The organism is Paraburkholderia sp. SSBN10T (assembly GCF_056619545.1).
Genome location: NZ_JBWQQI010000034.1, coordinates 1 through 25948, shown reverse-complemented (window position 1 = coordinate 25948; position 25948 = coordinate 1). Strand labels below are relative to the sequence as shown.

Annotated in this window: 24 protein-coding genes; 13 read left to right on the top strand and 11 right to left on the bottom strand. The window is 64.9% G+C overall.

The window, feature by feature from the left end; all coding sequences use genetic code 11:
• Positions 1 to 54: 54 nt before the first annotated feature.
• Both AC1ECK_RS34040 and AC1ECK_RS34035 read right to left on the bottom strand, forming a co-directional pair.
• On the bottom strand, positions 55 to 696 hold the full coding sequence (locus AC1ECK_RS34040) for a CoA transferase subunit B (protein ID WP_480327268.1): 642 nt from the start codon (positions 694 to 696) through the stop codon (positions 55 to 57).
• Positions 697 to 698: 2 nt separating this feature from the next.
• The gene (locus AC1ECK_RS34035; RefSeq protein WP_480327266.1) at positions 699 to 1403 is read right to left on the bottom strand and encodes a CoA transferase subunit A; all 705 of its coding nucleotides are present in this window, start codon (positions 1401 to 1403) and stop codon (positions 699 to 701) included.
• Between the two features lie 328 nt (positions 1404 to 1731).
• Here AC1ECK_RS34035 and AC1ECK_RS34030 point away from each other — a divergent pair, with 328 nt between their 5' ends.
• Positions 1732 to 2277 carry a LuxR C-terminal-related transcriptional regulator gene (locus tag AC1ECK_RS34030; RefSeq protein WP_480327264.1) on the top strand — a complete coding sequence of 182 codons (546 nt, stop codon included), beginning with the start codon at positions 1732 to 1734 and terminating at the stop codon, positions 2275 to 2277.
• A 33-nt stretch (positions 2278 to 2310) separates the two neighbouring features.
• On the opposite strand, the gene AC1ECK_RS34025 is transcribed toward AC1ECK_RS34030, so the two are convergent.
• Together AC1ECK_RS34025 and AC1ECK_RS34020 are read right to left on the bottom strand one after the other, a co-directional pair.
• Positions 2311 to 2742: an acyl-CoA thioesterase gene (locus tag AC1ECK_RS34025; protein ID WP_480327262.1), complete on the bottom strand. Its 432-nt coding sequence runs from the start codon at positions 2740 to 2742 to the stop codon at positions 2311 to 2313.
• A gap of 93 nt (positions 2743 to 2835) precedes the next feature.
• On the bottom strand, positions 2836 to 3612 hold the full coding sequence (locus tag AC1ECK_RS34020) for an SDR family oxidoreductase (RefSeq protein ID WP_480327260.1): 777 nt from the start codon (positions 3610 to 3612) through the stop codon (positions 2836 to 2838).
• Positions 3613 to 3831: 219 nt separating this feature from the next.
• Between AC1ECK_RS34020 and AC1ECK_RS34015 the strand changes: the two genes are divergently transcribed.
• On the top strand, positions 3832 to 5505 hold the full coding sequence (locus AC1ECK_RS34015) for an electron transfer flavoprotein-ubiquinone oxidoreductase (RefSeq protein WP_480327258.1): 1674 nt from the start codon (positions 3832 to 3834) through the stop codon (positions 5503 to 5505).
• Between the two features lie 126 nt (positions 5506 to 5631).
• On the opposite strand, the gene AC1ECK_RS34010 is transcribed toward AC1ECK_RS34015, so the two are convergent.
• From AC1ECK_RS34010 to AC1ECK_RS33995, 4 genes are all read right to left on the bottom strand, one after another.
• Entirely contained in the window at positions 5632 to 7101 is a 1470-nt protein-coding gene (locus AC1ECK_RS34010) for a tetratricopeptide repeat protein (protein ID WP_480327256.1), read from the bottom strand.
• A 43-nt stretch (positions 7102 to 7144) separates the two neighbouring features.
• A complete protein-coding gene (aroC, locus tag AC1ECK_RS34005) occupies positions 7145 to 8245 on the bottom strand; it encodes a chorismate synthase (protein WP_480327254.1) in 1101 nt (366 codons plus the stop codon).
• A 143-nt stretch (positions 8246 to 8388) separates the two neighbouring features.
• The gene (locus AC1ECK_RS34000) at positions 8389 to 10326 is read right to left on the bottom strand and encodes an MFS transporter (protein ID WP_480327252.1); all 1938 of its coding nucleotides are present in this window, start codon (positions 10324 to 10326) and stop codon (positions 8389 to 8391) included.
• Positions 10327 to 10483: 157 nt separating this feature from the next.
• Entirely contained in the window at positions 10484 to 10942 is a 459-nt protein-coding gene (locus AC1ECK_RS33995) for a CBS domain-containing protein (RefSeq protein ID WP_480327250.1), read from the bottom strand.
• Between the two features lie 222 nt (positions 10943 to 11164).
• Here AC1ECK_RS33995 and AC1ECK_RS33990 point away from each other — a divergent pair, with 222 nt between their 5' ends.
• From AC1ECK_RS33990 to AC1ECK_RS33980, 3 genes are all read left to right on the top strand, one after another.
• On the top strand, positions 11165 to 12526 hold the full coding sequence (locus AC1ECK_RS33990) for an O-acetylhomoserine aminocarboxypropyltransferase (protein WP_480327248.1): 1362 nt from the start codon (positions 11165 to 11167) through the stop codon (positions 12524 to 12526).
• On the top strand, positions 12523 to 13377 hold the full coding sequence (locus AC1ECK_RS33985; protein ID WP_480327246.1) for an alpha/beta fold hydrolase: 855 nt from the start codon (positions 12523 to 12525) through the stop codon (positions 13375 to 13377). Before AC1ECK_RS33990 ends, AC1ECK_RS33985 begins: the two co-directional genes overlap by 4 nt.
• A gap of 251 nt (positions 13378 to 13628) precedes the next feature.
• Positions 13629 to 13949 (top strand): Mpo1-like protein, encoded by a 321-nt coding sequence (locus AC1ECK_RS33980; RefSeq protein WP_480327350.1) that lies wholly within the window; start codon positions 13629 to 13631, stop codon positions 13947 to 13949.
• Positions 13950 to 14014: 65 nt separating this feature from the next.
• Here AC1ECK_RS33980 and AC1ECK_RS33975 read toward each other — a convergent pair whose 3' ends face one another.
• The gene (locus tag AC1ECK_RS33975) at positions 14015 to 15328 is read right to left on the bottom strand and encodes a YihY family inner membrane protein (protein ID WP_480327244.1); all 1314 of its coding nucleotides are present in this window, start codon (positions 15326 to 15328) and stop codon (positions 14015 to 14017) included.
• A gap of 109 nt (positions 15329 to 15437) precedes the next feature.
• Here AC1ECK_RS33975 and wrbA point away from each other — a divergent pair, with 109 nt between their 5' ends.
• The 4 genes from wrbA (at position 15438) to AC1ECK_RS33955 (ending at position 18923) form a co-directional block, all read left to right on the top strand.
• Positions 15438 to 16040, top strand: a complete 603-nt coding sequence (gene wrbA, locus AC1ECK_RS33970; protein WP_480327242.1) for an NAD(P)H:quinone oxidoreductase — start codon at positions 15438 to 15440, stop codon at positions 16038 to 16040.
• On the top strand, positions 16037 to 16456 hold the full coding sequence (locus AC1ECK_RS33965) for a DUF2069 domain-containing protein (protein WP_480327240.1): 420 nt from the start codon (positions 16037 to 16039) through the stop codon (positions 16454 to 16456). The genes wrbA and AC1ECK_RS33965 overlap by 4 nt, the downstream gene beginning before the upstream one ends.
• Before the next feature lie 97 nt (positions 16457 to 16553).
• The gene (locus AC1ECK_RS33960; RefSeq protein ID WP_480327238.1) at positions 16554 to 18023 is read left to right on the top strand and encodes an FAD-binding oxidoreductase; all 1470 of its coding nucleotides are present in this window, start codon (positions 16554 to 16556) and stop codon (positions 18021 to 18023) included.
• Between the two features lie 54 nt (positions 18024 to 18077).
• On the top strand, positions 18078 to 18923 hold the full coding sequence (locus AC1ECK_RS33955; protein WP_480327236.1) for a metallophosphoesterase: 846 nt from the start codon (positions 18078 to 18080) through the stop codon (positions 18921 to 18923).
• Positions 18924 to 18949: 26 nt separating this feature from the next.
• Here the strand turns inward: AC1ECK_RS33955 and AC1ECK_RS33950 are convergent, their stop codons facing one another.
• Complete coding sequence (locus AC1ECK_RS33950; RefSeq protein ID WP_480327234.1) at positions 18950 to 19105, bottom strand: hypothetical protein; 156 nt, start codon at positions 19103 to 19105, stop codon at positions 18950 to 18952.
• Between the two features lie 213 nt (positions 19106 to 19318).
• Positions 19319 to 20257 (bottom strand): LysR family transcriptional regulator, encoded by a 939-nt coding sequence (locus AC1ECK_RS33945; RefSeq protein WP_480327232.1) that lies wholly within the window; start codon positions 20255 to 20257, stop codon positions 19319 to 19321.
• Positions 20258 to 20412: 155 nt separating this feature from the next.
• Here AC1ECK_RS33945 and AC1ECK_RS33940 point away from each other — a divergent pair, with 155 nt between their 5' ends.
• Genes AC1ECK_RS33940 through AC1ECK_RS33925 form a run of 4 tightly spaced genes read left to right on the top strand, consistent with a single transcriptional unit; the run spans position 20413 to position 25346 of the window.
• Positions 20413 to 22062 (top strand): efflux transporter outer membrane subunit, encoded by a 1650-nt coding sequence (locus tag AC1ECK_RS33940; RefSeq protein ID WP_480327230.1) that lies wholly within the window; start codon positions 20413 to 20415, stop codon positions 22060 to 22062.
• A gap of 15 nt (positions 22063 to 22077) precedes the next feature.
• Positions 22078 to 24282 (top strand): FUSC family protein, encoded by a 2205-nt coding sequence (locus AC1ECK_RS33935; RefSeq protein WP_480327228.1) that lies wholly within the window; start codon positions 22078 to 22080, stop codon positions 24280 to 24282.
• Positions 24272 to 24472 (top strand): DUF1656 domain-containing protein, encoded by a 201-nt coding sequence (locus tag AC1ECK_RS33930; protein WP_137959045.1) that lies wholly within the window; start codon positions 24272 to 24274, stop codon positions 24470 to 24472. The genes AC1ECK_RS33935 and AC1ECK_RS33930 overlap by 11 nt, the downstream gene beginning before the upstream one ends.
• Before the next feature lie 13 nt (positions 24473 to 24485).
• The gene (locus AC1ECK_RS33925) at positions 24486 to 25346 is read left to right on the top strand and encodes an efflux RND transporter periplasmic adaptor subunit (RefSeq protein ID WP_480327226.1); all 861 of its coding nucleotides are present in this window, start codon (positions 24486 to 24488) and stop codon (positions 25344 to 25346) included.
• Positions 25347 to 25948: the final 602 nt, after the last annotated feature.

The window sequence follows — 25948 nt, the reverse complement described above, 5'->3', positions numbered from 1 at the left end:
GCGCCGTGCATGACACAGCAGCCGCCCGCCAAACCCGCTGGAGGATCGACCCAATCAGCTCACAGCGCTCACATCGAGCGGTGCGCCGGTCTTGGCCTTGATCTCCTCCACCGTCACGCCCGGCGCCAGCTCCGCCACTTTCAGACCATCCGCCGTCACTTCGATCACGCCCAGGTCAGTAATGATCTGGTCGACCACGCCCACGCCCGTCAGCGGCAGCGTGCATTCTTCGAGAATCTTGTGCTGGTCGCCCTTCGCGACGTGCTCCATCAGCACGACGACGCGCTTGACGCCCGCCACCAGATCCATCGCGCCGCCCATGCCCTTGATCATCTTGCCGGGGATCATCCAGTTGGCCAGATCGCCGTTCCTGCTGATCTGCATCGCGCCCAGGATGGCGAGGTTGATGTGGCCGCCGCGAATCATCGCGAACGAGTCCGCCGACGAGAAGATCGACGAGCCCGGCAGCGTCGTCACCGTCTGCTTGCCCGCGTTGATCAGGTCCGCGTCCACTTCCTCTTCGGTCGGCGACGGGCCGATGCCGAGCAGGCCGTTTTCCGATTGCAGCCACACTTCGACGCCCGCCGGCACGTGGTTCGCCACCAGCGTCGGCAAGCCGATGCCGAGGTTCACGTAGAAGCCGTCCTGCAGTTCCTGCGCCGCCCGCGCGGCCATTTCGTCACGATTCCATGCCATGATTACGCTCCTTTCGCGCGGACGATGCGTTGTTCGATGCGTTTCTCCGGATGCGCATTGAGCACAATGCGCTGCACGAAGATGCCCGGCGTGTGGATGGCGTCCGGATCGAGTTCGCCCACTTCCACGATTTCCTCGACTTCCGCCACGGTGATCTTGCCCGCCATCGCGCACATCGGGTTGAAGTTGCGCGCGGTGCGGCGATAGATCAGGTTGCCCGACTTGTCGGCCTTCCAGGCCTTGACGAGCGCGACATCGGCGCTCAGCGAATGTTCGAGTACGTAGTGCCGGTCGCCGAACTGGCGGGTTTCCTTGCCCTCGGCAATCAGCGTGCCGTAGCCGGTGTTGGTGAAGAACGCGGGGATGCCCGAGCCGCCCGCCCGCAGCTTCTCGGCGAGCGTGCCTTGCGGCGTGAATTCGAGCTCGAGTTCGCCGGCCAGGTACTGGCGCTCGAACTCCTTGTTTTCGCCCACATACGACGAGATCATCTTCCTGATCTGGCGCGTCTCGAGCAACAGGCCGAGGCCGAAACCGTCGACCCCCGCGTTGTTGCTAATGCAGGTGATGCCTTTGACGCCGGAGTCGCGCAGCGCCGCGATCAGTGCCTCGGGAATGCCGCACAGGCCAAAGCCGCCGACGGCGAACGTCTGCCCGTCCTTGACGATGTCCTTGAGCGCGGCAGCCGCGTCTGGATAGACCTTGTTCATCAGTGTGTCCCTTCCTTTATGGAAACCCGAAAATCCGGATCAGTGCGATGCGTGGTGACGTGCGGGGTTGGCTCTAGCTGGCTCTGACTGCCCCTGGGCGATGCCGGCAACGCGTGAGGCGCCGCGCCGGTTGCGCCCGACACAACCCGAGCCCAGAACGTCATTCTAGTCATCCCTGGCGAGCCTTGCGCCGACATTGCACAGCCGGGCCGCCAGCCCGTCACCTACGGCTTCGCAGCCTTGTGATTTGCCGGAAAGGGTACGATGCGCGGGCCATCCGGCACAATACGCAAAAATACATAAGTGATTTTCCGCTTCCGCCCCGTTCATGCCCGCACTGGATTACCAAACCGCCTTCCACCTTGCGCCGATTGGCCTCGTCCTGTCACGCGAGCGCGTCATTGAAGACTGCAACGACCAGTTGGCGTCGATCTTCGGCTGCCCGCGCGAGTCGCTGCTCGGGCAATCGTTTCAGGTGCTGTATCCGTCCGCGGACGAGTTCAAGCGTATCGGCGCACGGATTCCGCCCATCATGACCGCGCAAGGCAGCTACGCCGACGACCGCATCATGAAGCGCGCCAACGGGGAGTTGTTCTGGTGCCACGTGACAGGCCGCTCGCTCGAGCGCGCCGACCCGCATGCCGCGGGAGTGTGGACTTTCGAGGATCTGAGCGCGACACGCCGAGTCGCGATCGAACTGACGCCGCGCGAGCGTGAAATCGCCGCGCAACTCGTGACGGGCAAGACCAGCAAGCAGATCGGCCGGGTGCTGGAAATCAGCTCGCGCACGGTGGACGTCTACCGCGCGCGGCTGATGCGCAAGTACGGGACGGGCAATGCGACCGAGCTGCTGCAAAGGCTGCTCGGGCACTGAACGTGGGCACAGTGCGGTGCGGGCGATGCCGCCTTAAGCCACCTTGACGAGCACGGCGTTTTCGATGGTCGAGCGCAGCAGATCGGGAATCGGCTCCGACTTGCCGGCCGCGTAATCGATCCACACACAGCGCGCGGCGCCGCGCGCGTAAACGGTCGACGGGTCGTCGGCGCGCGTCAACTCGAAGCGGGTGTCGAAGCTGCTGCGGCCGGGCGTGCCGACCGACATCCGGCCAATCACGTCGCCGGGGTAATGGAGCTGCTTGAGAAAGTCCATCGACGCGTTGACGATCACCGGCCCCTGCCCTTCGCCGTTGCCGCCGGCAATGCCGAGTTGCTCGAACCAGGAAATCCGCACTTGCTCCATGTATCGGAAATAGACCGTGTTGTTCACGTGGCCGAATGCGTCCATGTCGCCCCAACGGATCGCCATGGACATCTCAAAAACTGGGTGATATTCGTTCATCGTACTTCTTCTACTGATTGAAACAGGGGTGGGCGTTCAAAGCCAGGAAAACGCCGGGCCGCCCCAAGTTTTCCTGGGCCCCCGAGGGGGCGCTCAAGCAAGCCCGAAACCATCGTCGGCGGCAATGATCGCGCCGTTGATGAATTGCGACTCGTCCGCGGCCAACAGCAACAGCAGGCCGTCCAGGTCCTCAGGTTTACCGACACGGTGGCGCGGCAGCATCGAAATCAGCTTCTGGCCCTGATCGGTCGACCAATGATGGTGATTGATCTCCGTATCGATATAACCCGGGCAGATCGCATTCACATTGATGCCGTGGCGCCCCCATTCCTGCGCCATCGCTTTCGTCATGTGAACCACTGCGGCCTTGCTCATCGAATACAGGCCGATCTGCGGCAACACGCGCAGACCCGCCACGGACGCGATGTTGATGATGCGATACGACGGCTTCTGAGCGCCGTTGCCGCGCATCATCATGCGCTTGGCGACTTCCTGAGCCACAAAGAAGGCGCCGCGGGTATTGGTGTCGAAGACGTACTCGAAATCGGTCGGCGTGACTTCCGAGAGCTTCTGCGTGGTCGACACGCCCGAATTGTTCACCAGAATATCGATGGTGCCCGCCTCGGTCTCGGCGTGCGCCACAGCCGCCTTGATGCTCTGATAGTCGGTCACGTCGAGCGACACGACGTGCGCCGCGCCGCCGGACGCTTCGATTTCGGCGCGCAACTCTTTCAGGCGCTCGGTGCGCCGGCTCGCCAGCACCACCTTTGCGCCGGCCTGCGACAGCACCTGAGCGAAGCGTTTGCCCAGCCCGCTCGAGGCGCCCGTAATCAGCGCGACCTTGCCTTCCAGATTGATCGAACGGCCCATTGTGGTTACCTTGCTCGGTTGGGTTAGAGGCGCGGCGAGGCCGCGAAGGTCCATCAAAACCTGCTGAAAACCCGCTGCATACCCGGTGAAGTCCGGGTCGACACCCTATCACATAAATAGAACGATCGTGCTAATCTTTGTTCATTGGGTTGCGGCGCCGGAATCGTTCGCCCACAATACGATCCCGAAAAAAGCATTCTAACGGTAAGAGGAGCATCAATGACCCCCGCAAGTCTCATTGAGCAGTACGGCCCGCGCGAGTCGATGGAATACGACGTGGTGATCGTCGGCGGCGGCCCCGCCGGCCTGTCCGCGGCGATCCGTCTGAAACAGTTGGCAGCGGAAAAAAGCGTCGAAATCGGCGTCTGCGTACTGGAAAAAGGCTCGGAGATCGGGGCGCATATCCTCTCCGGCGCGGTGATGGACCCCCGCGCGCTGAACGAACTGATTCCCGACTGGAAGGAAAAGGGCGCGCCGCTCACCGTCGAGGTGACTGAAGACCGCTTCCTGTTCCTCTCCGAAACCGGCTCGAAGAGCGTGCCGACATGGGCGCTGCCGGACAACTTCAAGAACCACGGCAATTACGTCATCAGTCTCGCCAACGTCACGCGCTGGCTCGGCCAGCAGGCCGAGGCGCTGGGCGTGGAGATTTTCCCGGGCTTTCCGGCTGCCGAGGTTTTGTATAACGACGACGGCTCAGTAAAAGGCGTCGCCACCGGCAATCTGGGCATCGGCAAGGACGGCCAGCCGACCGAGAACTTCCAGCTCGGCATGGAGCTGCACGCCAAATACACGCTGTTCTGCGAAGGCGCGCGCGGCCACCTGGGCCGCCAGTTGAGCGACAAATTCAAGCTGCGCGACGGCGCCGATCCGCAGGTCTACGGCATCGGCATCAAGGAACTGTGGGAAATCGATCCGGCGAAGCACAAGCCGGGTCTGGTGATCCATACGGCCGGCTGGCCGCTGGAATCGGACACCTACGGCGGCTCGTTCCTCTATCACCTCGACAACAACCAGGTGATGATCGGCTTTGTCGTCGGCCTCGGCTACACGAATCCCTATCTGTCGCCGTTCGAGGAATTCCAGCGCTACAAGACGCATCCGTCGATCCGCGCATTCCTCGAAGGCGGCAAGCGCGTCTCGTACGGCGCACGGGCGATCACGGCGGGCGGCCTGATGTCGCTGCCGAAGCTGGTGTTCCCGGGCGGCGCGCTGGTGGGCGACGATGCCGGCTTCCTCAATGCTTCGCGCATCAAGGGTTCGCACGCCGCGATCAAGACCGGCATGCTGGCCGCCGACGCCGCCTTCGACGCGGTGCAGGCCGGACGCCAGTCGGACGAGCTCAACGCCTATCCCGAAGCGTTCAAGACCTCGTGGCTGCACACCGAGCTGTACCGTGCGCGTAATTTCAAGCAGTGGATGAGCAAGGGCCTGTACCTGGGCACGCTGATGGTGGGCCTCGAACAAAAGGTGCTGGGCGGCAACGTGCCGTGGACGCTACATCACCAGCATTCGGACCACGAAATGCTGAAACCGGCCTCGCAGTGCAGGCCGATCGAGTATCCGAAGCCGGACGGCAAGCTGACGTTCGACCGCCTGTCGTCGGTGTTCATCTCGAACACCAACCACGAGGAAAACCAGCCGGCCCACCTGACGCTGAAAGACCCAAGCGTGCCTGTGAACGTCAACCTGCATACCTATGCGGGACCGGAGAGCCGTTATTGCCCGGCCGCGGTGTACGAGTTCGTGAAAAACGACGACGGCAGCGAGCGTCTCGTGATCAACGCGCAGAACTGCGTGCACTGCAAGACCTGCGATATCAAGGATCCGACGCAGAACATCGTGTGGGTTACGCCTGAAGGCGGTGGCGGGCCGAACTATCCGAACATGTGACTCGGCGCGCCGGCGCCGAGTCTCAGGATGCACAAAGCGCCGCTTCGAGCGGCGCTTTTTTTCGTCTGCATGTTGTCGGCGTTTTGTCCGCGTTTAGTCTACCGGACTTGCGTGCGAGGCCCTCGCTCAACGCCCCGCCAACGCTTCCAGTCTCGCGCGCACGCTCGCCAGCACCGGCGCCCAGGCGCCGATCGCCGGCTGGCGAAACAGCTCGACCGAGTCGTACCAGGGCGTGCGCTGCGTCTGATCGCCCCAGAACCACGCCGAGACGTGATCGATCATGAGACAGGTCGGCACACCGAGAGCGCCGGCCAGATGAGCCGGACCGCTATCGATAGTCACGACGAGGTCCAGGTTGGCCAGTAGCGCCGCTACGTCGTCGAAGCCGGCTTCGAAGTGCGGCGTGGGATCGACAATCGCGATCCCGTGCGCACGCCATTGCTCGACGGTCGCAGAACGCCCCGGCGAGAGTGCGAAATACGTGATGCCCGGCACCGTCAGCAGCGGCTCGAGCTGGTCGAGCGGCACCGAGCGCCGTGCGTCGCGGATGTGTTGCGGGTTGCCATTCCACACCAGACCGACCTTCGGCCCGCCATGGGCCACCGTCTGTGCGACCCGCTCACGCCACACCGCGGCACGGGCCGGATCGGCGCTCAGATAGGCGCGGCCCCAGCCTGCGGAATCGAAGACACCGAGCCGCAACGCCACGCTCATCAGCCCGCAGTGAAAATCCGGCCGCGTCACGAGGCTGGTTTCGAGCGCCACATCGGCGGGCAGCATTCTTTCGAATAAATGCCGCAGCGGCCCGTCGTGGCCGAAGATCACTCGCCCGCCCTCGCGCCGCGCCCGCTCGGCCAGCAGCGGCAGAAAACGCACCGCCCACAGGCAATCGCCATTGCCCTGCTCGCCGTAGACGACCAGTGTCTTGCCGGCGAGCGACTCGCCCTGCCAGTAGCGGCTGATCTCGGCAAGCGCGCGGTGTGCGTCGTTCAGATCGTCGCCGAAGACGACCCGGGCTTCGTAGTTCGCCCAGCCGTCGGCATAACGGCCCGAGCGTATTTCCAGCTCGGAGAGGTCGAACGTCGCATGCGCGTTGTTCGGCGAGAGTTCGAGCACGCGCCGCAAAAGCGCCTCGGCTTCGGCAAAGCGCGCCTGTTCCTTGATGCACAACGCGAGCTTGTGCAGCGCGACCGGATTACCGGGCACCACCCGCACGGCCTCACGCAACAGGCGCTCGGCTTCGTCGAAATCGTTACGCTGCTGGACGGCGGCCGCGCGCCAGACGAGCGCGTTGGCATTTTCGGCATTGCTCGCCAGCAGCAATGCCGTGGCCGAGTCGACCAAAGGCCAGTCGCGCACGGCAAATCCGGTTTGCGCAATGGTATGGAGCAGCGTGGGCTCGCCGGCGGGATCGAGTTGATAGGCCTGTACCAGCGCGGCCAGCGCTTCGCGCTGCTGGTCCCGGTTACGCCCTGCCCGTTGCAGCAAGGCCTGGCCTAATGCGAGCCAGTCCGCGGCTCTGGCCTGCGACGTAGCGACCCGTGCGCGCAATTGCACCAGCGCGTCGCCGGCGGCGGAGGGATTCGGGTCGGTCATCGGGACAATCCCGGCCAGGACGGCAGGATGCGCAACTCGCGGCTTACGGCGCGCTTGCCGCGATCTTCGGCGTGCCGACCACCACGTCGCCGCACTGCGCGCGATGGCGCAGCGCATGATCGACCAGCACCAGCGCCAGCATCGCCTCCGCAATCGGCGTGGCGCGAATGCCGACGCAAGGATCGTGACGCCCGAAGGTCTCGACGACGGCCGGTTGACCCGCCTTGTCGATCGAGCGGCGCGGCGTACGGATGCTCGAGGTCGGCTTGATGGCGATCGAGACGGTAACGTCCTGCCCCGTCGAAATCCCGCCGAGCACGCCGCCCGCGTGATTGCCGACGAAACCTTCGGGGGTCAGCTCGTCGCCGTGGACCGAGCCGCGTTGCGCGACGCTGGCAAAACCCGCGCCGATTTCCACGCCCTTCACCGCGTTGATGCCCATCATGGCATGCGCGATATCGGCGTCGAGCCGGTCGAACAGCGGCTCGCCGAGCCCAACCGGCACGCCCGAGGCGACCACGTTGATGCGCGCGCCGATCGAATCGCCGTCCTTGCGCAGCGCGTCCATATAGGCTTCGAGCTGCGGCACCACGTCTGCATTCGGCGCAAAGAACGGGTTTTCGCGCACGTGCGACCAGTCGACGAACGGCACGTCGATCTCGCCGAGCGCCGCCATGTAGCCGCGAATCTCGGTGCCGAAATGCTCGCGCAGCCATTTCTTGGCCACGGCGCCCGCCGCGACGGTCGGTGCGGTCAGGCGCGCCGACGAACGGCCGCCGCCGCGATAGTCGCGAATGCCGTATTTCTGCCAGTAGGTGTAGTCGGCGTGGCCCGGGCGGAACGTTTCCGCGATGTTGCCGTAGTCCTTGCTGCGCTGGTCCGTATTGCGGATCAGCAGCGCAATCGGCGCACCCGTGGTGACGCCTTCGAACACACCGGACAGAATCTCGACCTTGTCCTCTTCCTGGCGCTGCGTGACATGGCGCGAGGTGCCAGGCTTGCGGCGGTCCAGTTCGAACTGGATATCGTCTTCAACCAGCGCCATACCCGGCGGGCAACCGTCGATCACGCAGCCGATAGCGGGGCCGTGCGATTCGCCAAAGGTCGTGACAGTGAAAAGCGTACCAAGCGTATTGCCGGACATGGGCGTCGTCCAAAGAGATGCGGGGAAACCGCTATTATGCCAGCCGCGCCCCGCGGCGAGGGCCGCGCCGCAAGGAGGTTGCCCTAACGGATTATGCAGGGTGATCTGCTACGGCCCCACGCCTGCTACCCGCAACGCCCGCCTTACTTGCGCGCCCCGCGCAGCTCGGTCACGATCTCCTGCAGCCCTTCCGGCGTCACCTGCGCCGGATCGAGCGGCTCGCCGACCGCCAGGGTCAGCCGGCTCATCACGCCTTTTTGCACCGGCCGCGGCCAGCGCGCATCGGCAGCGCGCGAAAACACGCTGCCCCACAGCCCGCGCAGCGCCATCGGCACCACCGGCGCCGGGGTGCGGCGGATGATCTCGGTCACGCCGTGACGGAACGGGTTGAGCTCGCCCGTCCTGGTCAGCTTGCCTTCCGGGAAGATGCACACCAGGTCGCCCTCGGCGAGCGCCTGCGCGCAGGTTTCGTAGGCCCGCTTCAGCATTTCCGGGTCTTCGTGGGACGGCGCAATCGGAATCGCCTTGGCGTGGCGGAACACCCAGCCGGCCAGCGGCGCCCTGAAGATATGATGATCCATCACGAAGCGGATCGGGCGCGGACTCTCGGCCATGATGACGATTGCATCGACATAGCTCACGTGGTTGCACACCAGCACCGCCGCGCCCTCTTCCGGAATGCGTTCGGCATGCACGAGGCGGATGCGGTAAAACGTATGCACCAGCATCCACGCCACAAAGCGCAGCAGAAACTCCGGCACCAGCGAGTAGATATAGGTGGCCACCACGATGTTGAGCAGCGCGGTGACAAGGAAAATGCCCGGAATGCTGACGCCCGCGGAGGTCAGCGCCATGGCCATCAGCGCCGAGACGATCATGAAGAACGAATTGAGGATATTGTTCGCCGCGATGATGCGCGCGCGATAGGCCGGCTGGCTGCGGCTCTGGATCAGCGCATAAAGCGGCACGCTATAGAAGCCGCCGAACATCGCGAGCAGAAACAGATCGGCGAGCACCCGCCAGTTGGCCGGCATCAGCATGAATTCGCCGACGCTCAGCAGATGGCCCGCCGCCGGCAGCGCGTGACTCGCGAAGAACAGATCGATGCCGAATACGCTCATGCCGATCGAGCCGAGCGGCACGAGGCCGATTTCGATGCGCCGTTTCGAGAGCCGCTCGCACATCAGCGAACCAAGGCCGATGCCGATCGAAAAGGTGCCGAGCAGCACGGTCACGACATCGGGATTGGCCGACAGCACATCCTTGGCGAAACGGAAAAACGACGACAGGAAAGTGGCGCCGACAAACCACAGCCAGGAAATGCCCAGCAGGCTGAGAAACACCGTACGGTTCTCACGGGCAATTTTCAGGTTGCGCCAGGTTTCGCTAACCGGGTTCCAGTTGATCCGCAGATCCGGCTGCGGCGCCGGCGTAGCCGGGACGAACGCGGACACCGCCCGCCCCACGAGGGCGATGCCGACACAGGCAAACGCCAGCACCACGGCGCCGTGCTCGACGAATCCGGCCGCCTCCCCGCCGATGATGGTGCCGACGAGAATGGCGACGAAGGTGCCCATTTCGACCATGCCGTTGCCGCCGACCAGTTCGTTTTTCTCCAGATGCTGCGGCAGGTACGAATACTTGACCGGACCGAACAGGGTCGAATGCACGCCCATCATGAACGTGCAGAGATACAGCAGCGGCGCGCTATGCAGCCAGAAGCCGGCCCCGCCGATCAGCATAACGCCGATTTCGAAGGTCTTCACGAAGCGCGTCAGCATCGCCTTGTCGTACTTGTCGGCAATCTGCCCGGAGGTGGCGGACAACAGCACGAATGGCAGGATGAAGATCGCCGAGATCAGAAACGCCGCCGTCTTCGCATCGACCCCGGAAAAAAGCGCGGTCTGATACGTGACGAGCGAGGTAAAGCCGATCTTGAACACGTTGTCGTTCATGGCGCCCAGGAACTGGGTCCAGAAAAACGGTGCAAAACGCCGCTCGCCCAGCAAGCGGAACTGGGACTCGTGTGCGTCGCCACGCTGGGCGGCGCGGCGGGCGGCGGGTAAGGGACGATCGCTCATGAAGGCTGGGGAGTGGAGAAAGGACCCGACGTAAAAAAGGCGCACGCTTGCGCGCACGCCCTTGCATGATTACCTCAGGCTTGTGGCAATCCGATGGCCGTCAGCGCCGGCTTGCGCCCGCACGGGCGGCGACGCCGCGGCCGCTTCAGCCGGCAATCTAGCGCGCCTGCTGCGGTTCCTGCTCTTCCGGCCAGTCGCGGATATATGCCTTGAGCATGCGATTTTCGAAACCCTGTTCCTCGACCACCGCCTTGGCGACGTCGTAGAACGAGATCACGCCCATCAGCGTGCGGCTTTCCATGACCGGCAGGTAGCGCACGTGATGCTCGAGCATCATGCGGCGCACCTCGTTCACATCCGTTTCCGGCGTGCACGTGAGCGGGTGGTCGTCCATGACCTTGCGGATGGTGGCCGTGCCGACGCTGCCGTGATGCTTGCTGAGCGTCAGGATGATTTCACGGAAGGTCAGCATGCCGACCAGATCGCCGTATTCCATGACAACCAGCGAGCCGATATCGTGCTCCGCCATCGCATTGACTGCGTCGACGAGCGGCGTGTCCGGCGTGACGGTAAAGAGGGTGTTGCCCTTGACCTTGAGAATGTCGCTGACTCGCATGGTTGTCTCCTATCAACTATCAATCCGGTGAAGCCGTTAATACATGACTGACTTTCGATCCTAGCGGAAAGACCCGTAAAAGGAAAGCGGCCCGCCCACCAAGGCGGCAAGCGCCTGCCGGCAAGGCGCATGGGGAAAATCGGAGTTGAAGCCGCGCGCCCCGGTGATACGATGCCCCCACTTTCACCCTTCGCGGGGCCGCCCGTGGTTCCGCCGCCCAGGATGTCCGCCAACCGTTTCGACACGCTTGCGCTGCATGCAGGCGCAGCCCCCGACCCCGCGACCGGCGCGCGCGCCACGCCGATCTACCAGACCACCTCGTTCTCGTTTCGCGACACCGACCACGCCGCGGCGCTGTTCAATATGGAACGCGCCGGCCACGTGTATTCGCGCATCTCGAATCCGACCGTGGCCGTTTTCGAAGAACGCGTCGCCGCGCTGGAGAACGGCGCCGGCGCGATCGGCACGGCCAGCGGCCAGGCGGCGCTGCATCTGGCGATTGCCACGCTGATGGGCGCCGGCTCCCATATCGTCGCCTCGGGCGCGCTGTACGGCGGCTCGCACAATCTGCTGAACTACACGCTGCGGCGCTTCGGCATCGAAACCACCTTCGTCAAACCCGGCGATCTGGACGGCTGGCGCGCGGCGCTGCGCCCGAATACGCGCCTGCTGTTCGGCGAAACGCTCGGCAATCCGGGGCTCGACGTGCTGGATATCGCCGCGGTCGCTCAGATCGCGCATGGCCATCGCGTCCCGCTGCTGGTCGACTCGACCTTTACCACACCGTACCTGCTCAAGCCCTTCGAGCACGGCGCGGACTTCGTCTATCACTCCGCGACCAAATTCCTCGGCGGCCATGGCACGACCATCGGCGGCGTGCTGGTCGACGGCGGCACCTTCGACTTCGAGGCGTCCGGCCTTTTCCCCGAATTTACCGAGCCGTACGAGGGTTTCCACGGTATGGTGTTCGCCGAGGAAAGCACCGTTGCGCCGTTCCTGCTGCGCGCCCGCCGCGAAGGACTGCGCGACTTCGGCGCGTGCCTGCATCCGCAGGCCGCGTGGCAACTGCTGCAAGGCATCGAAACGCTGCCGTTGCGCATGGAGCGCCACGTCTCGAACACCCGCAAAGTGGTCGAATTCCTCGCCGCGCACGCCGCGGTGGAATCCGTCGCCTATCCGGAGCTGGCCTCGCACCCGGATCATGCGCTCGCCCAGCGCCTGCTGCCGCGCGGCGCCGGCGCCGTGTTCAGCTTCAACCTGCGCGGCGACCGCGCCGCCGGACGGCGCTTCATCGAAGCGTTGGGGCTGTTCTCGCATCTGGCCAACGTCGGCGACGCCCGCTCGCTCGTGATTCATCCCGCATCGACCACGCACTTCCGCATGGACGCCGCCGCGCTCGCCGCAGCCGGCATTGCGGAAGGCACGATCCGCCTGTCGATCGGCCTCGAGGACCCGGATGACCTGATCGACGACCTCAAGCGCGCGCTCAAGGCCGCGCAGAAACCGCCCGGCAGCGGCGCCGCCAAACCGAAGGACAGCCCCAACAGCGCCGGCGACGGCGGCGCTCGCAAGGAGTCGGCATGATCTTCGAGGTCCAGCATAAGGCGGCCTATGCCTACACCGGCGGCAAACCGTTCGACCCTGGCCTGCCGACTGCCGTGTTCATCCACGGCGCCGAGCACGACCACAGCGTGTGGGCGCTCCAGACCCGCTACTTCGCGCACCACGGCTTCAGCGTGCTGGCGGTCGATCTGCCGGGCCACCACCGCAGCGCCGGCCCCGCGCTCACCGGGATCGCCGCCATGGCCGACTGGCTGGCCGCGCTGCTGGACGCCGCCGGCGTGGCGCGGGCCTGCGTGATCGGCCACAGCATGGGCTCGCTCGTCGCGCTGGAGTTCGCCGCGCGCTATGCGCAGCGGGCGAGCGGTCTCGCGCTGGTCGCCACCGCCGTGCCGATGGCCGTCTCGGACGCGCTGCTCGACGCCGCCCTCAACCGCGAGCCGGAAGCCATCGCCATGGTCAACCAGTGGTCGCATTCGACGCTCGCGGCCAAACCCTCCTGCCCGGGCCCAGGCTTCTGGCTGCACGGCATGAACCAGCGGCTGATGGAACGGGTCTCCGCCAAAGGCGAAGCGGGCCTGTTCCACACCGACTTCACGGCCTGCAACGCGTACGCGGACGGCCTCGCACGCGCAGCCCAGGTGCGCTGCCCGGTGCGGCTGATCGTAGGACGGCGCGACGCCATGACGCCGCCACGCGCCGCGAAAACGCTCGCCCAGACGTTTGCGCAGGCCGGCACAGCCGTGGACACCGTCACGCTCGACGCGGGTCATGCGCTGATGAGCGAGCAGCCCGATGCCACGCTCGACGCGCTGTTCAGCTTTGCGTCGGAGATTGCCGCCCGGTCCGCCGTGTCGACCGGGCCGGCTCAGTAAGTTCGACGATACCGTCGTATGGCATCACGCGCCATCGGCCGGATGGCCAGGTTGCACGCGTTCGGCGATAGCAGCACAATGGTTCAAGTCCGCCCGGTTTCGAGCGTCCGTATGGGAATCTGCTGATAGCTGGGCTCGCCGTGCCGCACAAACCGGTTCAGCGAGGGGAAGGGCTTGGGGATCAGGTACCGGGTTGGCGCCGCGCAGGCCCCGGGCCGGACGCATAAGAGCGCAGTGAAACGGAGGCCATGATGTCTCAATCCGCTCACACCGATCACTTCGCGAGTTTCGCGGAGTTTTATCCGTTCTACCTCGAAGAGCATCGCAATCTGGTTTCGCGGCGGCTGCACTTTGTCGGCTCGCTCGGCGTGATCGGCTGTCTGGCGATGGCGCTCGCCACCGGCGACTGGCTGTGGCTGCCGGCCGCGCTCGTCAGCGGCTACGGGTGCGCGTGGGTCGGACATTTCTTCTTCGAGAAGAACCGTCCTGCGACCTTCCGGCACCCGGTCTATAGCCTGATGGGCGACTGGGTGATGTTCAAGGATATCTGCACCGGGAAGATTTCCCTCTAGCGCGAGGGTAGCCGACCATTCGCGGCGGGCAGAGCGCGTCTCGCGGCCAGCGCCGCTCACGCAGCTCACGCCGTCTGATGCGGCATCGCCGCCGTGCGGCCCTCGGCTTGCGCCGCCCGCGCGGCACGCGCCGAGGCTCGCAGCGCGAGCAAGCTGGCGAGCGAAACGCTCAGCTTGTCGTTTTCAAGCGCCGCCAGCAGCGTCGCGCCGTCCACCCGGGTCGACTCCAGATTGAGCTGGTATTCGAGTTCCGCGCGGTCGATGACGAACAGGTCGAAAAGCCGCTGCACCGTCACCTGTGCGGGATTGGCCAGCAGCACGAAGCGCGGACGCGAGCCGTCCTGGTGCAGGCGCGCAATCCACTCGATCTCCTCGAGGTTTTCCAGCAGGTTGGTGGTCGTGTCCATGTCCCGGCGCAGCATGCGCGCCAGATCCTGCAGCGTGTAACCGGGCTTGCCCGCTTCGCGCGCTTCGGACAGGCGCGCCAGCATTTCGAGTGCATCGAACAGGTCGCTGCCCGCAAAGCGCGGCCGGTGAAACTGGCCGATGCGAATCGCCGGCAACGCCGAAGCCACCATCGCCCCGGCGAGCGTGATGAACCAGCTCAGATACATCCATAGCAGGAACATCGGCACCGCCGCGAACGCGCCGTACACCGCCGTGTAAGTCGGAATGCGCCGGATGTAATAACCAAAGCCGCGCTTGGCCAGTTCGAACGCAATCGCCGCGCCCAGGCCGCCCACCACCGCATCGCGCCACTCCACGCGGCAATTAGGCAGGTACACATAGAGCATCGTGAAGGCGAGCGCGGTGAGCGGCAGCGCCGCGCCCGTCAGCGCCCAATCGATCACCGGCGTGATGTGCTGCGCGGCGCTAAACGCCATCGAACGCGTGAACAGATAGGAAGAAATCGACAGGCTGACGCCGATCAGGATCGGCCCGAGCGTAATGATCGCCCAGTAGACCAGCACGCGCTGCGCCAGGGGCCGCGGCTTGCGCACCCGCCAGATCACGTTGAAGGCGGATTCGACCGTCATCATCGTCATCACCGAGGTGACGAAGAGGATGATCATGCCCATCGTCGTCAGCCCTTTGGCCTTGGCCGCGAACTGGTTCAGGTATTTGAAAATCTGGTCGTTGATCTGCGCGGGCATCAGATGGTCGGCGAGGAAGCCTTGCAGCGACATCTGAAACGAGCCAAAGATCGGGAACGCGGTAAACAGCGCGAACGCCACCGTCGCGAGCGGCACGAGCGAAAGCATGGTGGTGAACGTCAGACTGCCGGCCACCTGGGGAATGCGGTCTTCACCGCTGCGCTTCGCAGCGAACTGCGCAAGGCGTTTGAGCGTATCGAGGTCGAAACGCACTCTGGACAACAAGCCACACCTCCTTCGCCTTCCTGAACCATCCACAGCAGGCCCGGATTGCCTGCGAGCGGCCTGTCTTCTGGACCCAACCCCTATAATACCTGCTCACTCGATCAGGCCTATGAAAGACATTCTCGTGCTCTATTACAGCCGGTACGGCGCCACGCGTGAACTTGCGCTGGCGATCGCGCACGGCGTCGACAGCGTCCCCGGCATGCAGGCGCGCGTGCGCACCGTGCCACCCGTCTCGACCGTCTGCGAGGCGACCCAGCCCGAGATTCCGAGTGAAGGGCCGCCCTACGTCGAACTGCGCGATCTGGAAGAGTGCGCGGGTCTCGCGCTCGGCTCGCCGACCCGCTTCGGCAACATGGCCGCCGCGCTCAAGTACTTTCTCGACGGCACCACGCCGCAGTGGCTCTCCGGCGCACTGGCAGGCAAGCCGGCCTGCGTGTTCACGTCCACCGGCAGTTTGCACGGCGGCCAGGAATCGACGCTGCTGTCGATGATGCTGCCGCTCCTGCACCACGGCATGCTGATCGTCGGCATTCCCTACACGGAAACCACCTTGACTACAACGCTGACGGGCGGCACGCCGTACGGCGCATCGCATTTCGCGCGGGCCGACTCAGCGGGGCACGGCATTTCCGCTGACGAAAAAACGCTCGCGGTGGCGCTCGGCGCACGCATCGCGCGCACGGCGGCAGTCATGAGCGAACGTCCGTGAACACCACACGGGATCCGGCTTCGGCGAGCGACACCACGACAGCACCGGTCGCCCAACGCGGCGGCGCTGCGCTTGGCGCAGCCGCCGCACTGCTGGCGCTGATCGCGCTCTCGGTGGCCTGGGAATGGTGGCTCGCCCCGCTGCGGCCGGGCGGCACCGCCCTCGTTCTCAAGGCTGTGCCGCTGCTGCTCGCCCTGCCCGGCGTGCTGCGCCGGCGTCTCTACACACTGCAATGGGCGTCGATGCTGATCTTGCTGTATTTTGCCGAGGGTATCGTGCGCGGCATGAGCGATCGCGGCTTGTCCGCCCGGCTCGGCTGGCTCGAGACCCTGCTTGCGCTGGTCTTCTTCGTCTGCGCGCTGGCCTACGTCGCACCGTTCAAGCACGCGGCACGGCGTGCGAGACGGGCCGCCTGAGACGATGCGCCATGCTGCCTGCCTGGGTGCGCACCATATCGATGAAGCGCTGACAAGGCGCCCTCACGTGCTCGCCCCACTCTTCTGACCGACCATCATGACCCAACACGCTTCCCAACCGGCAACTACCCCGACAGCAGCAGGCACGGCCCAAAGCGCCGCCTTTATCGCCGCCTGCCGCGACGTCATCGGCACCGCCCACGTGCTGACCGACTCCCACGACACCGCTCCCTACCTCACCGACTGGCGGCGCCGCTATGCCGGCACGGCGTGCGCGGTGCTGTGCCCGTCGACGCCCGCCGAAGTCGCCGCGCTAGTGAAGCTGGCGGTCGAATACCGCGTCGCGCTGGTGCCGCAGGGCGGCAACACGGGCCTCGCCGGCGGCGCCACGCCGGATGCGAGCGGCGCGCAAGCCGTGCTGAGCCTGCGCCGCCTGAACCGCGTGCGCGACATCGACCCGCACAACAATACGATCACCGTCGAAGCCGGCGTGATCCTCGCCGACGTGCAGGCTCGCGCGGAAGAAGCCGGCCGCCTGTTCCCGCTCAGTCTCGCCGCCGAAGGCAGTTGCACGATCGGCGGCAATCTCGCCACCAACGCCGGCGGCACGGGTGTGCTGCGCTATGGCAATAGCCGTGAGCTGTGCCTCGGCCTCGAAGTGGTGACCGCGCAAGGCGAGCTGTGGGACGGTCTGCGTGGACTGCGCAAGGACAATACCGGCTACGACCTGCGTGATCTGTTTATCGGCGCGGAAGGCACGCTCGGCATCATCACCGCTGCGGTGCTGAAGCTCCATCCGCAACCCGCCGCGCGCGTCACGGCGCTCGCCGCACTCGCCTCGCCCCACGCCGCGCTCGATTTTCTGGCCCTCACGCAGCGCCTGGCCGGCCCGCTGTTGACCGGCTTCGAGCTGATGTCGGATTTCTGCCTGCGGCTCGTCGGCCGGCATTTCCCGCAGATGCGCTATCCGTTCGCGCAAGCGCATGCGCAAATCGTGCTGCTCGAACTCTCGGACAGCGAAAGCGAAGAACATGCGCGCGCCCTGTTCGAGCGGCTGATGGAAACCGCGCTCGAAGAAGGCCTGGTGGAGGATGCCGTGGTGGCGGAAAACCTCGCGCAATCGCAGGCTTTCTGGAATCTGCGCGAGCACATTCCGCTCGCGCAGGCCGAAGAGGGTCTCAACATCAAGCACGACATCGCCGTGCCGATCTCGCGCATTGGACACTTCATCGAGGCAACCGACGCGGCCATCGCGCAAGCCGTGCCGGGCGCGCGAATGGTGACGTTCGGCCACCTCGGCGACGGCAATCTGCACTACAACGTGCAGGCGCCCGAAGGCATCGACGCAAAAGCGTTTCTCGCCGAATATCAGAGCCCGCTCAACCAGATCGTGTATGACAGCGTGCACCAGCATCGCGGCAGCATCAGCGCGGAGCACGGGCTCGGCCAGTTGAAGATCGACGAGGCGATGCACTACAAGCAGGACGTCGAAGTGGAATTGATGCGTGCGCTCAAACGCGCGCTCGATCCGCTCAATCTGATGAACCCCGGCAAGGTGCTACGCTAGGATTGCGAGGCAAACCCGGCGCAACCCAATGGTTTCCTGAGAGGAGTGCCGCCCGTGAAGATTCGTGTGCTGTCCGATCTGCATCTGGAGTGCGACGAACCGGAGGTGATTCCGCACGCGCAGGCGGATCTGATCGTGCTTGCCGGCGATATCCACAATCACGCAGCCGGACCGCGCTGGGCCGCCGAGACCTTCGACGGCGCCGTGCCGGTCGTCTATGTGCCGGGCAATCACGAATACTATGACGGCGAATTCGGCGCGCTGGAAACGGCGATGCACGACGCGGCGGCATCGGTCGACAATGTGCATCTGCTGAACAACGAGGTGCTGGTCGACCCCGCCGGTGAATGGCGCGTCCTCGGCACCACCTTGTGGACCGACTTCACGCTTTACGGCGCCGACGACGAAGCGCTCGCGGTGTCCATCGCCGCGGCCCAACGCGTCATGCTCGACTTCCGCGGCCTGATCCAGCTCACATGGCCGCATGAGTGTACCGACGAGCGCCCGCATGAAGGCGCCGCCGCATTGGACAGCGCGGCCGCACGCGACTTCACCCCCGCCGACTCGCTCGCCCTGCACGTGCAAGCGCGTGCGTGGCTCGAGCGCGAACTGGCCAAACCGTTTGCGGGAAAAACCATTGTCGTCACGCACCACGCGCCGCACCGGCTCAGTCTCGCCGCGCGTTATGCGGACGACCGCGTCTCGGCCGGTTTCGTCAACCACCTGCCGACGCTGGTGCGCTCGCCCGTCGCGCTATGGATTCACGGCCATACGCATACGGCGTTCGATTACACCGTCGAGGGCACCCGGGTGGTGTGCAACCCGCGCGGCTATCTCGACCGGCGCACGGGCCAGCCGGAAAATCCGCAGTTTGCGTGGGACAAGGTGGTTGAAATCTAGGGGTGGTTGAAATCCAGGGACGCCGCTCAGCCGCGGCGCGTATAGCCGGCGGCATCACGACGCTCGGCGCGGATCGGCACCAGTTGCGGCTGCGCGCGCAGGTTGCGCAGCAGGTTACGCGAGGCGGCAACGCCAATCAGTCCCAGCATGACGGCCACGCCGATGAGCAGATGCATATCCATGAGTCCCTCTTTATTCCGGTTAAATCCAGTTGCTGACGGCAATCCAACGGTCGGTCAGCGCGTTGACCCCACGTTATCAAATCAAATCGGCCGCAGAAGTAAGGAAATGTTGCGACGCCGCGCATCTGTAACAGCCAGTGATGCGCGCCCGGCGCCGCCTGTCAACCGGAGGGAGCCGACGCCAGCCGCCCAGCGCCGCGCTGCTCAGGGCGCTCAGGTGCGCGCGAACTTGCGCAGTTCGGCCTGATCGGCGGCGAGCGTCGCCGGCAGTTCGTCGCGCAGGAATTCGACCCAGGTGCGAATCTTCGCGTCGAGATACTGGCGCGAGGGGTACAGCGCGTACAGATTCATTTCCTGCGACGTGTACTCCGGCATCACCCACACCAGTTGGCCGCTGCGCAAGCCGCTGATCGCCGAGTAGATCGGCAGCAGGCCGACGCCCATCCCCTCGCGCACCGCCACCGCCAGCGCTTCGGCGACATTCACCTGGAAGGTCGCCGCCCCGAGCACGAGGGTCTCCTGGCCATTCGGGCCGTCGAAGGTCCATTCGCTGGTCGGAAACACCGGCGTGACCATTTGCAGGCAGGTGTGACGGGCGAGGTCCGAGGGCGTCTGCGGCACGCCGTTGCGCTCGAGGTAAGCGGGCGACGCGCAGGCAATGCTGAACGCACCGCCCAAACGCTGCGACACCAGCCCCGAATCCGGCAGATCCTGCGCCAGCACGAGCGCGACGTCATAGCCCTCGTCGAGCAGGTCGGGCACGCGCGACGCCAGCGTCAATTCAACCTGCACCTCCGGATAGCGCTGCTGATAACGCCCGACCGCCGGCACCACATAGTGCTGCCCGAAACTCGCCATGCCATAGACCTTCAGCTTGCCGGAAGGCCGCGCATGAGCGTCGCCCGCTTCGGCTTCGGCCTGATCGACGTACGCCAGAATCTGCTCGCAACGCTGCAGATAACGCTCGCCGGCTTCGGTGAGCGCAATGCGCCTCGTGGTGCGATTGAGCAAGCGCGTGCGCAGATGCGCTTCGAGATCGGAGACCGCGCGCGACGCGTATGCCGTGGTCGTATTCAGGTGCTGCGCGGCGCCTGTGAAGCTGCCCGCTTCGACGACGCGGACAAATACGCGCATGTTTTGAAGCGTATCCATACATATCCTTACTGAGACAGGGGGATTGTTACATGCTTTGCAATAGCGATTGTCTCAATTTCAGTAAAAATGCCTTGCATCTTTACGGGTTATTCAGGAATAACTCAAAAAATATAATAACGCACAAGGTTCTTTAGTCAATTAAGGGGTAAATCGTGCAGTCTCCGGTACAAAAAGGGATCGCCTTTATCGCCGTTCTTACGATCTCACTAACAATCGCTGGTTGCGCCAATACCGGAGGCCTCGCACCGCAAGCACGGACTGTCGCGCCGTCCACGCTCGATGCCGGCGCGGCCATTCGCGCCGCCAACGCCGACGCGCAATGGCCCGCCGCCGACTGGTGGCGCGCCTATAACGATCCGCAGCTCGACGCCTGGATCGACGCCGCTCAGGCCGGCAATCCGACGCTCGCGATCGCGCAGGCGCGCGTGCGTCAGGCACAGTCGATGGCGGGCGTGGCCCGCGCGGCATTGGCGCCGCAGGTCAACGGCAATCTGTCGATCGAGCGTCAACACTGGGCCGACAATATCTATTACGGCCCGGGCTCCCTCGCCAACACGAATACCTGGGACAACACCGGCACGATCGGCCTGTCCTACCACCTCGACGTGTGGGGCAAGGACAAGAACGCCGCCGAAGCCGCGCTCGACGCCGCCCACGCGAGCGCCGCCGACGAGCGCGCCGCCCAGCTCGAACTCGAAGCGAATGTGGTGCGCGCGTATATCGGCATGTCGATGGATTACGCGCTGCTCGACATCGCCCAGGCGACGCTGCAACAACAGCAGCAGATCGTCGATCTCGCCACGCGCCGTCTGAAAGGGGGGCTGGGCACCCAGCTCGAGGTGAGCCAGGCCGAAACGCCGGTGCCCGAATACGAACGCCAGATCGACTCGCTCGAAGAGCAGATCGCGCTCGCGCGCAACCAGCTTGCGGCGCTGGCCGGCAAAGGCCCGGGCGCGGGCGACGCGATCACCCGTCCGACGCTCGCGCTGAACGCGCCCGCCGGCCTGCCGTCGGCATTGCCCGCCGAGTTGCTCGGCCATCGGCCCGACATCGTCGCGGCGCGCTGGACGGTGGCGGCGCAGGCGCGCGGCATCGATGTCGCAAAAGCCAACTTCTATCCCGACATCAACCTGCTGGCGTCGATTGGCGGATATGCCGCGGCGGGGCCGTTGTTCCAGTTCCTGCGCTCGGCGAACGGCGGCTGGACGGCGGGTCCGGCATTGTCGCTGCCGATTTTCGACGGCGGCCGGCTACGCTCGCAACTGGGCGCCGCCGACGCGGGCTACGACGCGGCGGTCGAACAGTACAACCAGAGCATCGTCAGCGCGCTCAAGGACGTGGCCGACCAGGTCGTCCGCATTCGCTCTCTGGAGACGCAAGCGAACGATGCACAGCGCTCGGTTGCGGCGGCGCGCAAGAACTATGACCTCGCGAAGGAAGGCTACCGGCGCGGTCTGACGGATTACCTGAACGTGCTGGTGGCGCAGAACCAGTTGCTGCATGCTCAGGAAGGCGTTGCCCGGGTGCAGGCCGACCGGCTCGGCGCCCACGCTTCGCTGATGACCGCATTGGGCGGCGGTCTCGCCGATCCGGCCGACGGCCCGAAAGCCGATGAAACGCTGCCGGCGCACGGCAAGGGCAAGGCGGCGGCGCTTGCCGCGCCGGCCTCCGGCAGCGCGACCGCTGTGCCCTCAGCGACGAACGCGAAGGCAGCCGGCAACACGGCGGACGCAGCACCCGCCACCGCTAACGCGGCGACGCTCAGCGGCGCGGCGCCCGCTCACAAGACTGCCGCGCAGTAAGGGACCACGCCGACCATGTCCGCCTCCCCTTCCTCCGCCTCGCGCCAGCCGCTCACGCCTGCGTCCTTCTACACGGCCGCCGCCGAGTGGGCCCGCAGCGACGGGCTGACCTGGATCTATCTGTTCAAGGCGCTGGCCGCCGCGTTCCTTTCGCTGTACGTAGCAATGAAGCTCGACCTGCCGCAGCCGCGTACCGCGATGACCACCGTGTTCATCGTGATGCAGCCGCAAAGCGGCATGGTGTTTGCGAAGAGCTTCTATCGGATCTGCGGCACGCTGGTCGGGCTCGTCGTCATGCTGGCGCTGATTGGACTGTTTGCCCAGCAGCCGGAGCTCTTCATCGTGTCGACGGCGATCTGGGTCGGCATCTGTACCGCGGGCGCCGCGCGCAACCGCAATTTCCGCACGTATGGCTTTGTGCTGGCCGGCTACACCGCCGCGTTGATCGGCTTTCCCGCGGCACAAAATCCGGACGGCGCGTTCCTGTCCGCCATGACCCGCGTCGCGGAAATCGTGGTCGGCATCGTCTGCTCGGGCGCGGTCAGCGGGCTGGTGTTTCCGCGCTTCACCGGCGAACAGATGCGCACCACGGTACGCGCCCGTTTTAGCGGATTCGTCGAATACGTGTCGGCGTCGCTGTCGGGACAGGTCGACCGCGCGCAAATCGAAGCCACCAACGCGCGCTTTGTCGCGGACATAGTCGGCTTCGAAGCGATTCGCAGCGTCGCCGTGTTCGAAACACCCGCCTCGCGAATGAGAGGCGGGCGCCTCGCGCGGCTGAACAGCGAGTTCATGACCGCCTCGACGCGCTTTCACGCCTTGCATCAGTTGATGAACCGGCTGCATGACGCCGGCGCGTCCGTTGCAATCGAAGCGCTCGAACCGTATTTCAAGGAGATCGCGCCGCTGCTCGCCAAATCTGGCGAACCGGTCCTCAGCGCCGCCGACGCCGCGCACGCAGCCCGGCAGCTCGAAGCCTATAAGGCCGAGTTGCCCAACCGGGTGCGCGCAACGCGCGAAGCGCTGGAGGCTCAGCCCGAGGTGCTGCTGCTCGATTTCGATACCGCCGCCGAACTGCTCTACCGCTTCGTTGACGATCTGCACGCGTACGCGGCCACCTATGCGTCGCTGGCTGTCGATACGCACGAGCGCGAGCGCTGGATCGACCGCTACGAGCCGAAGACCAACGCATTGGCCGCGGGTGTCGCCGGCGTGCGCGCGGCGCTCGTGATCGCGCTGTTGGGCGCATTCTGGATCGCGACCGCGTGGCCGAGCGGCGTCACGCTGCTGCCGGTCGGCGCGGCGACCTGCGCCCTGGCGTCCACCTCGCCGAACCCGACCCGCATGGCGTTCCAGATGGCGGGCGGCACGCTCCTGTCGTCGCTGATGGGGATGATCGTGGTGTTCGGCCTGTATCCGCGCGTCGACGGTTTTCCTCTGCTTTGCACCGTGCTCGCGCCGTTCCTGCTGCTCGGCGTGTTCATGACGACACGCCCGAAGCTGGCCGGTTACGGGGTTGGCTACTGCATCTTCTTTTGCTTCCTTGCGGGCCCGGACAATGTGATTCATTACGATCCGACCGGGCTGATCAACGATGCACTGGCGCTGTTTCTGTCGATGCTGGCCTGTGCGGCCGCATTCGCGCTGCTCCTGCCGCCGTCGCTGCCGTGGATGCGCAACCACCTGCTGACCGACCTGCGCCGCCATGTCGTGTCGGCGTGCAACGCGCGCCTGACACGCGTGCGCTCGCGCTTCGAAAGCGGCGCACGCGACCTGTTGTTCCAGATCAACGCGCTCGCCGAGAAGGAACCCGAGGTCAGGCGCGACAGCTTGCGCTGGCTGTTCGCCGTGCTCGAAGTGGGTAACGCGATCATCGATTTGCGGCGCGCGATCACCGCGCTGCCGCCGGACGCCCGCTACGCCGCGACGATGCCGTGGCGCCTTGCCGAACGCAGGATGCGCAACGCGCTTGCGGCGCTCTTCAACCGGCCGGGCGCGCAGCGCATGGACGCCGCGCTCGCGGCGACGGCCGACGCCACTGCCGCCGTCCGGCAAGTACTGACGACGTTCACGCCGCCGCGCGAGGAACGTCATCAACTGCAACGCATCCTGAGTCATCTGCATTTCATTCGTACTGCGCTGCTCGATCCGCAATCGCCGCTGGAAACGCTGGTGGGCAAACGGAGCGAGAAGCAGGAAGGAGTTCGCCATGCCACGTGAAGTTGCTGTCCTTGATGCTTACGTGCCGGCCATCGTGCTGCTGTTCGTTGCCGGTGCTGCGCTTACCTGGTTGCTGGATCGCGTGATTGCCTATACGGGGCTTTATCGCGTGGTATGGCATCCGAACCTGTTCCGGGCCAGCTTGCTCGTGTGTGTGTGCGGCGTGCTGGGTCTCGCCGTTTATCGTTGATCAGAGTCGAATCATGACCATCCGAAATATTCTGGGTTTTGTCGCGACAGCCGTCGTCTTCGTTGTTGCGATCCTGATAGGCCGCGCCTTGTGGGTTCATTACATGGATGAACCCTGGACCCGCGACGGCCGGGTACGCGCCGACGTCGTCAACATTGCGCCGGACGTCTCGGGCGCGGTGGTGGCGCTGCCCGTGCACGACAACCAGTTGGTGAAGAAAGGCGACTTGCTGATGCAGATCGACCCATCGCACTACCAGATCGCGGTCGAGCAGGCCGAGGCAGCGGTAGCGGCGCGCAAGGCCGAACTGCAGATGCGCCGCGACGATGCGCAACGCCGCGCGGACATGGACAGCCTGGTGGTATCGAAGGAAAGCCGCGATAACGCGACGCATACCGCGTCGGCGGCGGAAGCTGCCTATCAGCAGGCGTTGGCTGCGCTGGATGCGGCGAAGCTGAATCTGGAGCGCACGCGGGTGGTGTCACCGGTGGACGGTTATGTGACGAATCTGGCGGTGTTCCAGGGGGACTATGCGACTGCCGGCTCGGCGAAGCTGGCTATTGTGGATAGTCATTCGTTCTGGGTGTACGGGTATTTTGAAGAGACGAAGTTGCCGCACGTCAAGATTGGCGACAAGGCTGAAATGCGGTTGATGAGCGGCGGGGTTTTGCAGGGGCACGTGGAGAGCATTTCACGCGGGATTTATGATCGCGATAATCCGCAGAGCCGGGAGTTGCTGGCCGATGTGAATCCGACTTTCAATTGGGTGCGGTTGGCACAGCGGGTGCCTGTGAGGATTCGTATTGATCATGTGCCGGATGGGGTAGTGCTGTCTGCTGGGATTACTTGTACTGTTGTTGTTAAGGGTGGGTGATTTTTTTTGCCTTGCAGGCGGCCTTGGGTTTTTGCCTGCGGCGCCTTGGTTTTGGTTGTTGTTCCTACGGTGTTGGCCTTTCCTTGTTTTGTTATTGGTTTATTTGTGTTGCCCCTGTGCGGGGCGGCACCTACTTTTCTTTGCCGCCGCAAAGAAAAGTAGGCAAAAGAAAGCGGGCTGACAACCGCTAGCCCTTAGGTGTCCACCACTCAGGCCAACACGGAATGGTCCGCACGAAGACGGGCCCTCGCACCACCCGCGTTAGTGACAAGGCACTCATCCGTTCCAGCGTTGCGCTGCGCGCCCCGCCGAGGGGCATAACCCCTTCTCCAGACGTCGTCGTAGGTGAGTATGCCCGGGAAGGCGGGGCTGCCAGGATTTGAGGCCAATGGTCCGGCCGCGCAGCGGCACCAGGAACAATGGGATGGACGCCTCCTCGCCCGGCTAGCGCACGGCGCATGAGTAATTACGCAACGCGCAATTAGCGATATGGTCAACATGCCACCGGCGCCAGCGCACCGATAGCGGGCAGGCCAGAGATAGTTAGAATCCCTATTGAGTATGCAGAAGGTGTTATGCCCGACGGCGGGGCGCGCAGCGCA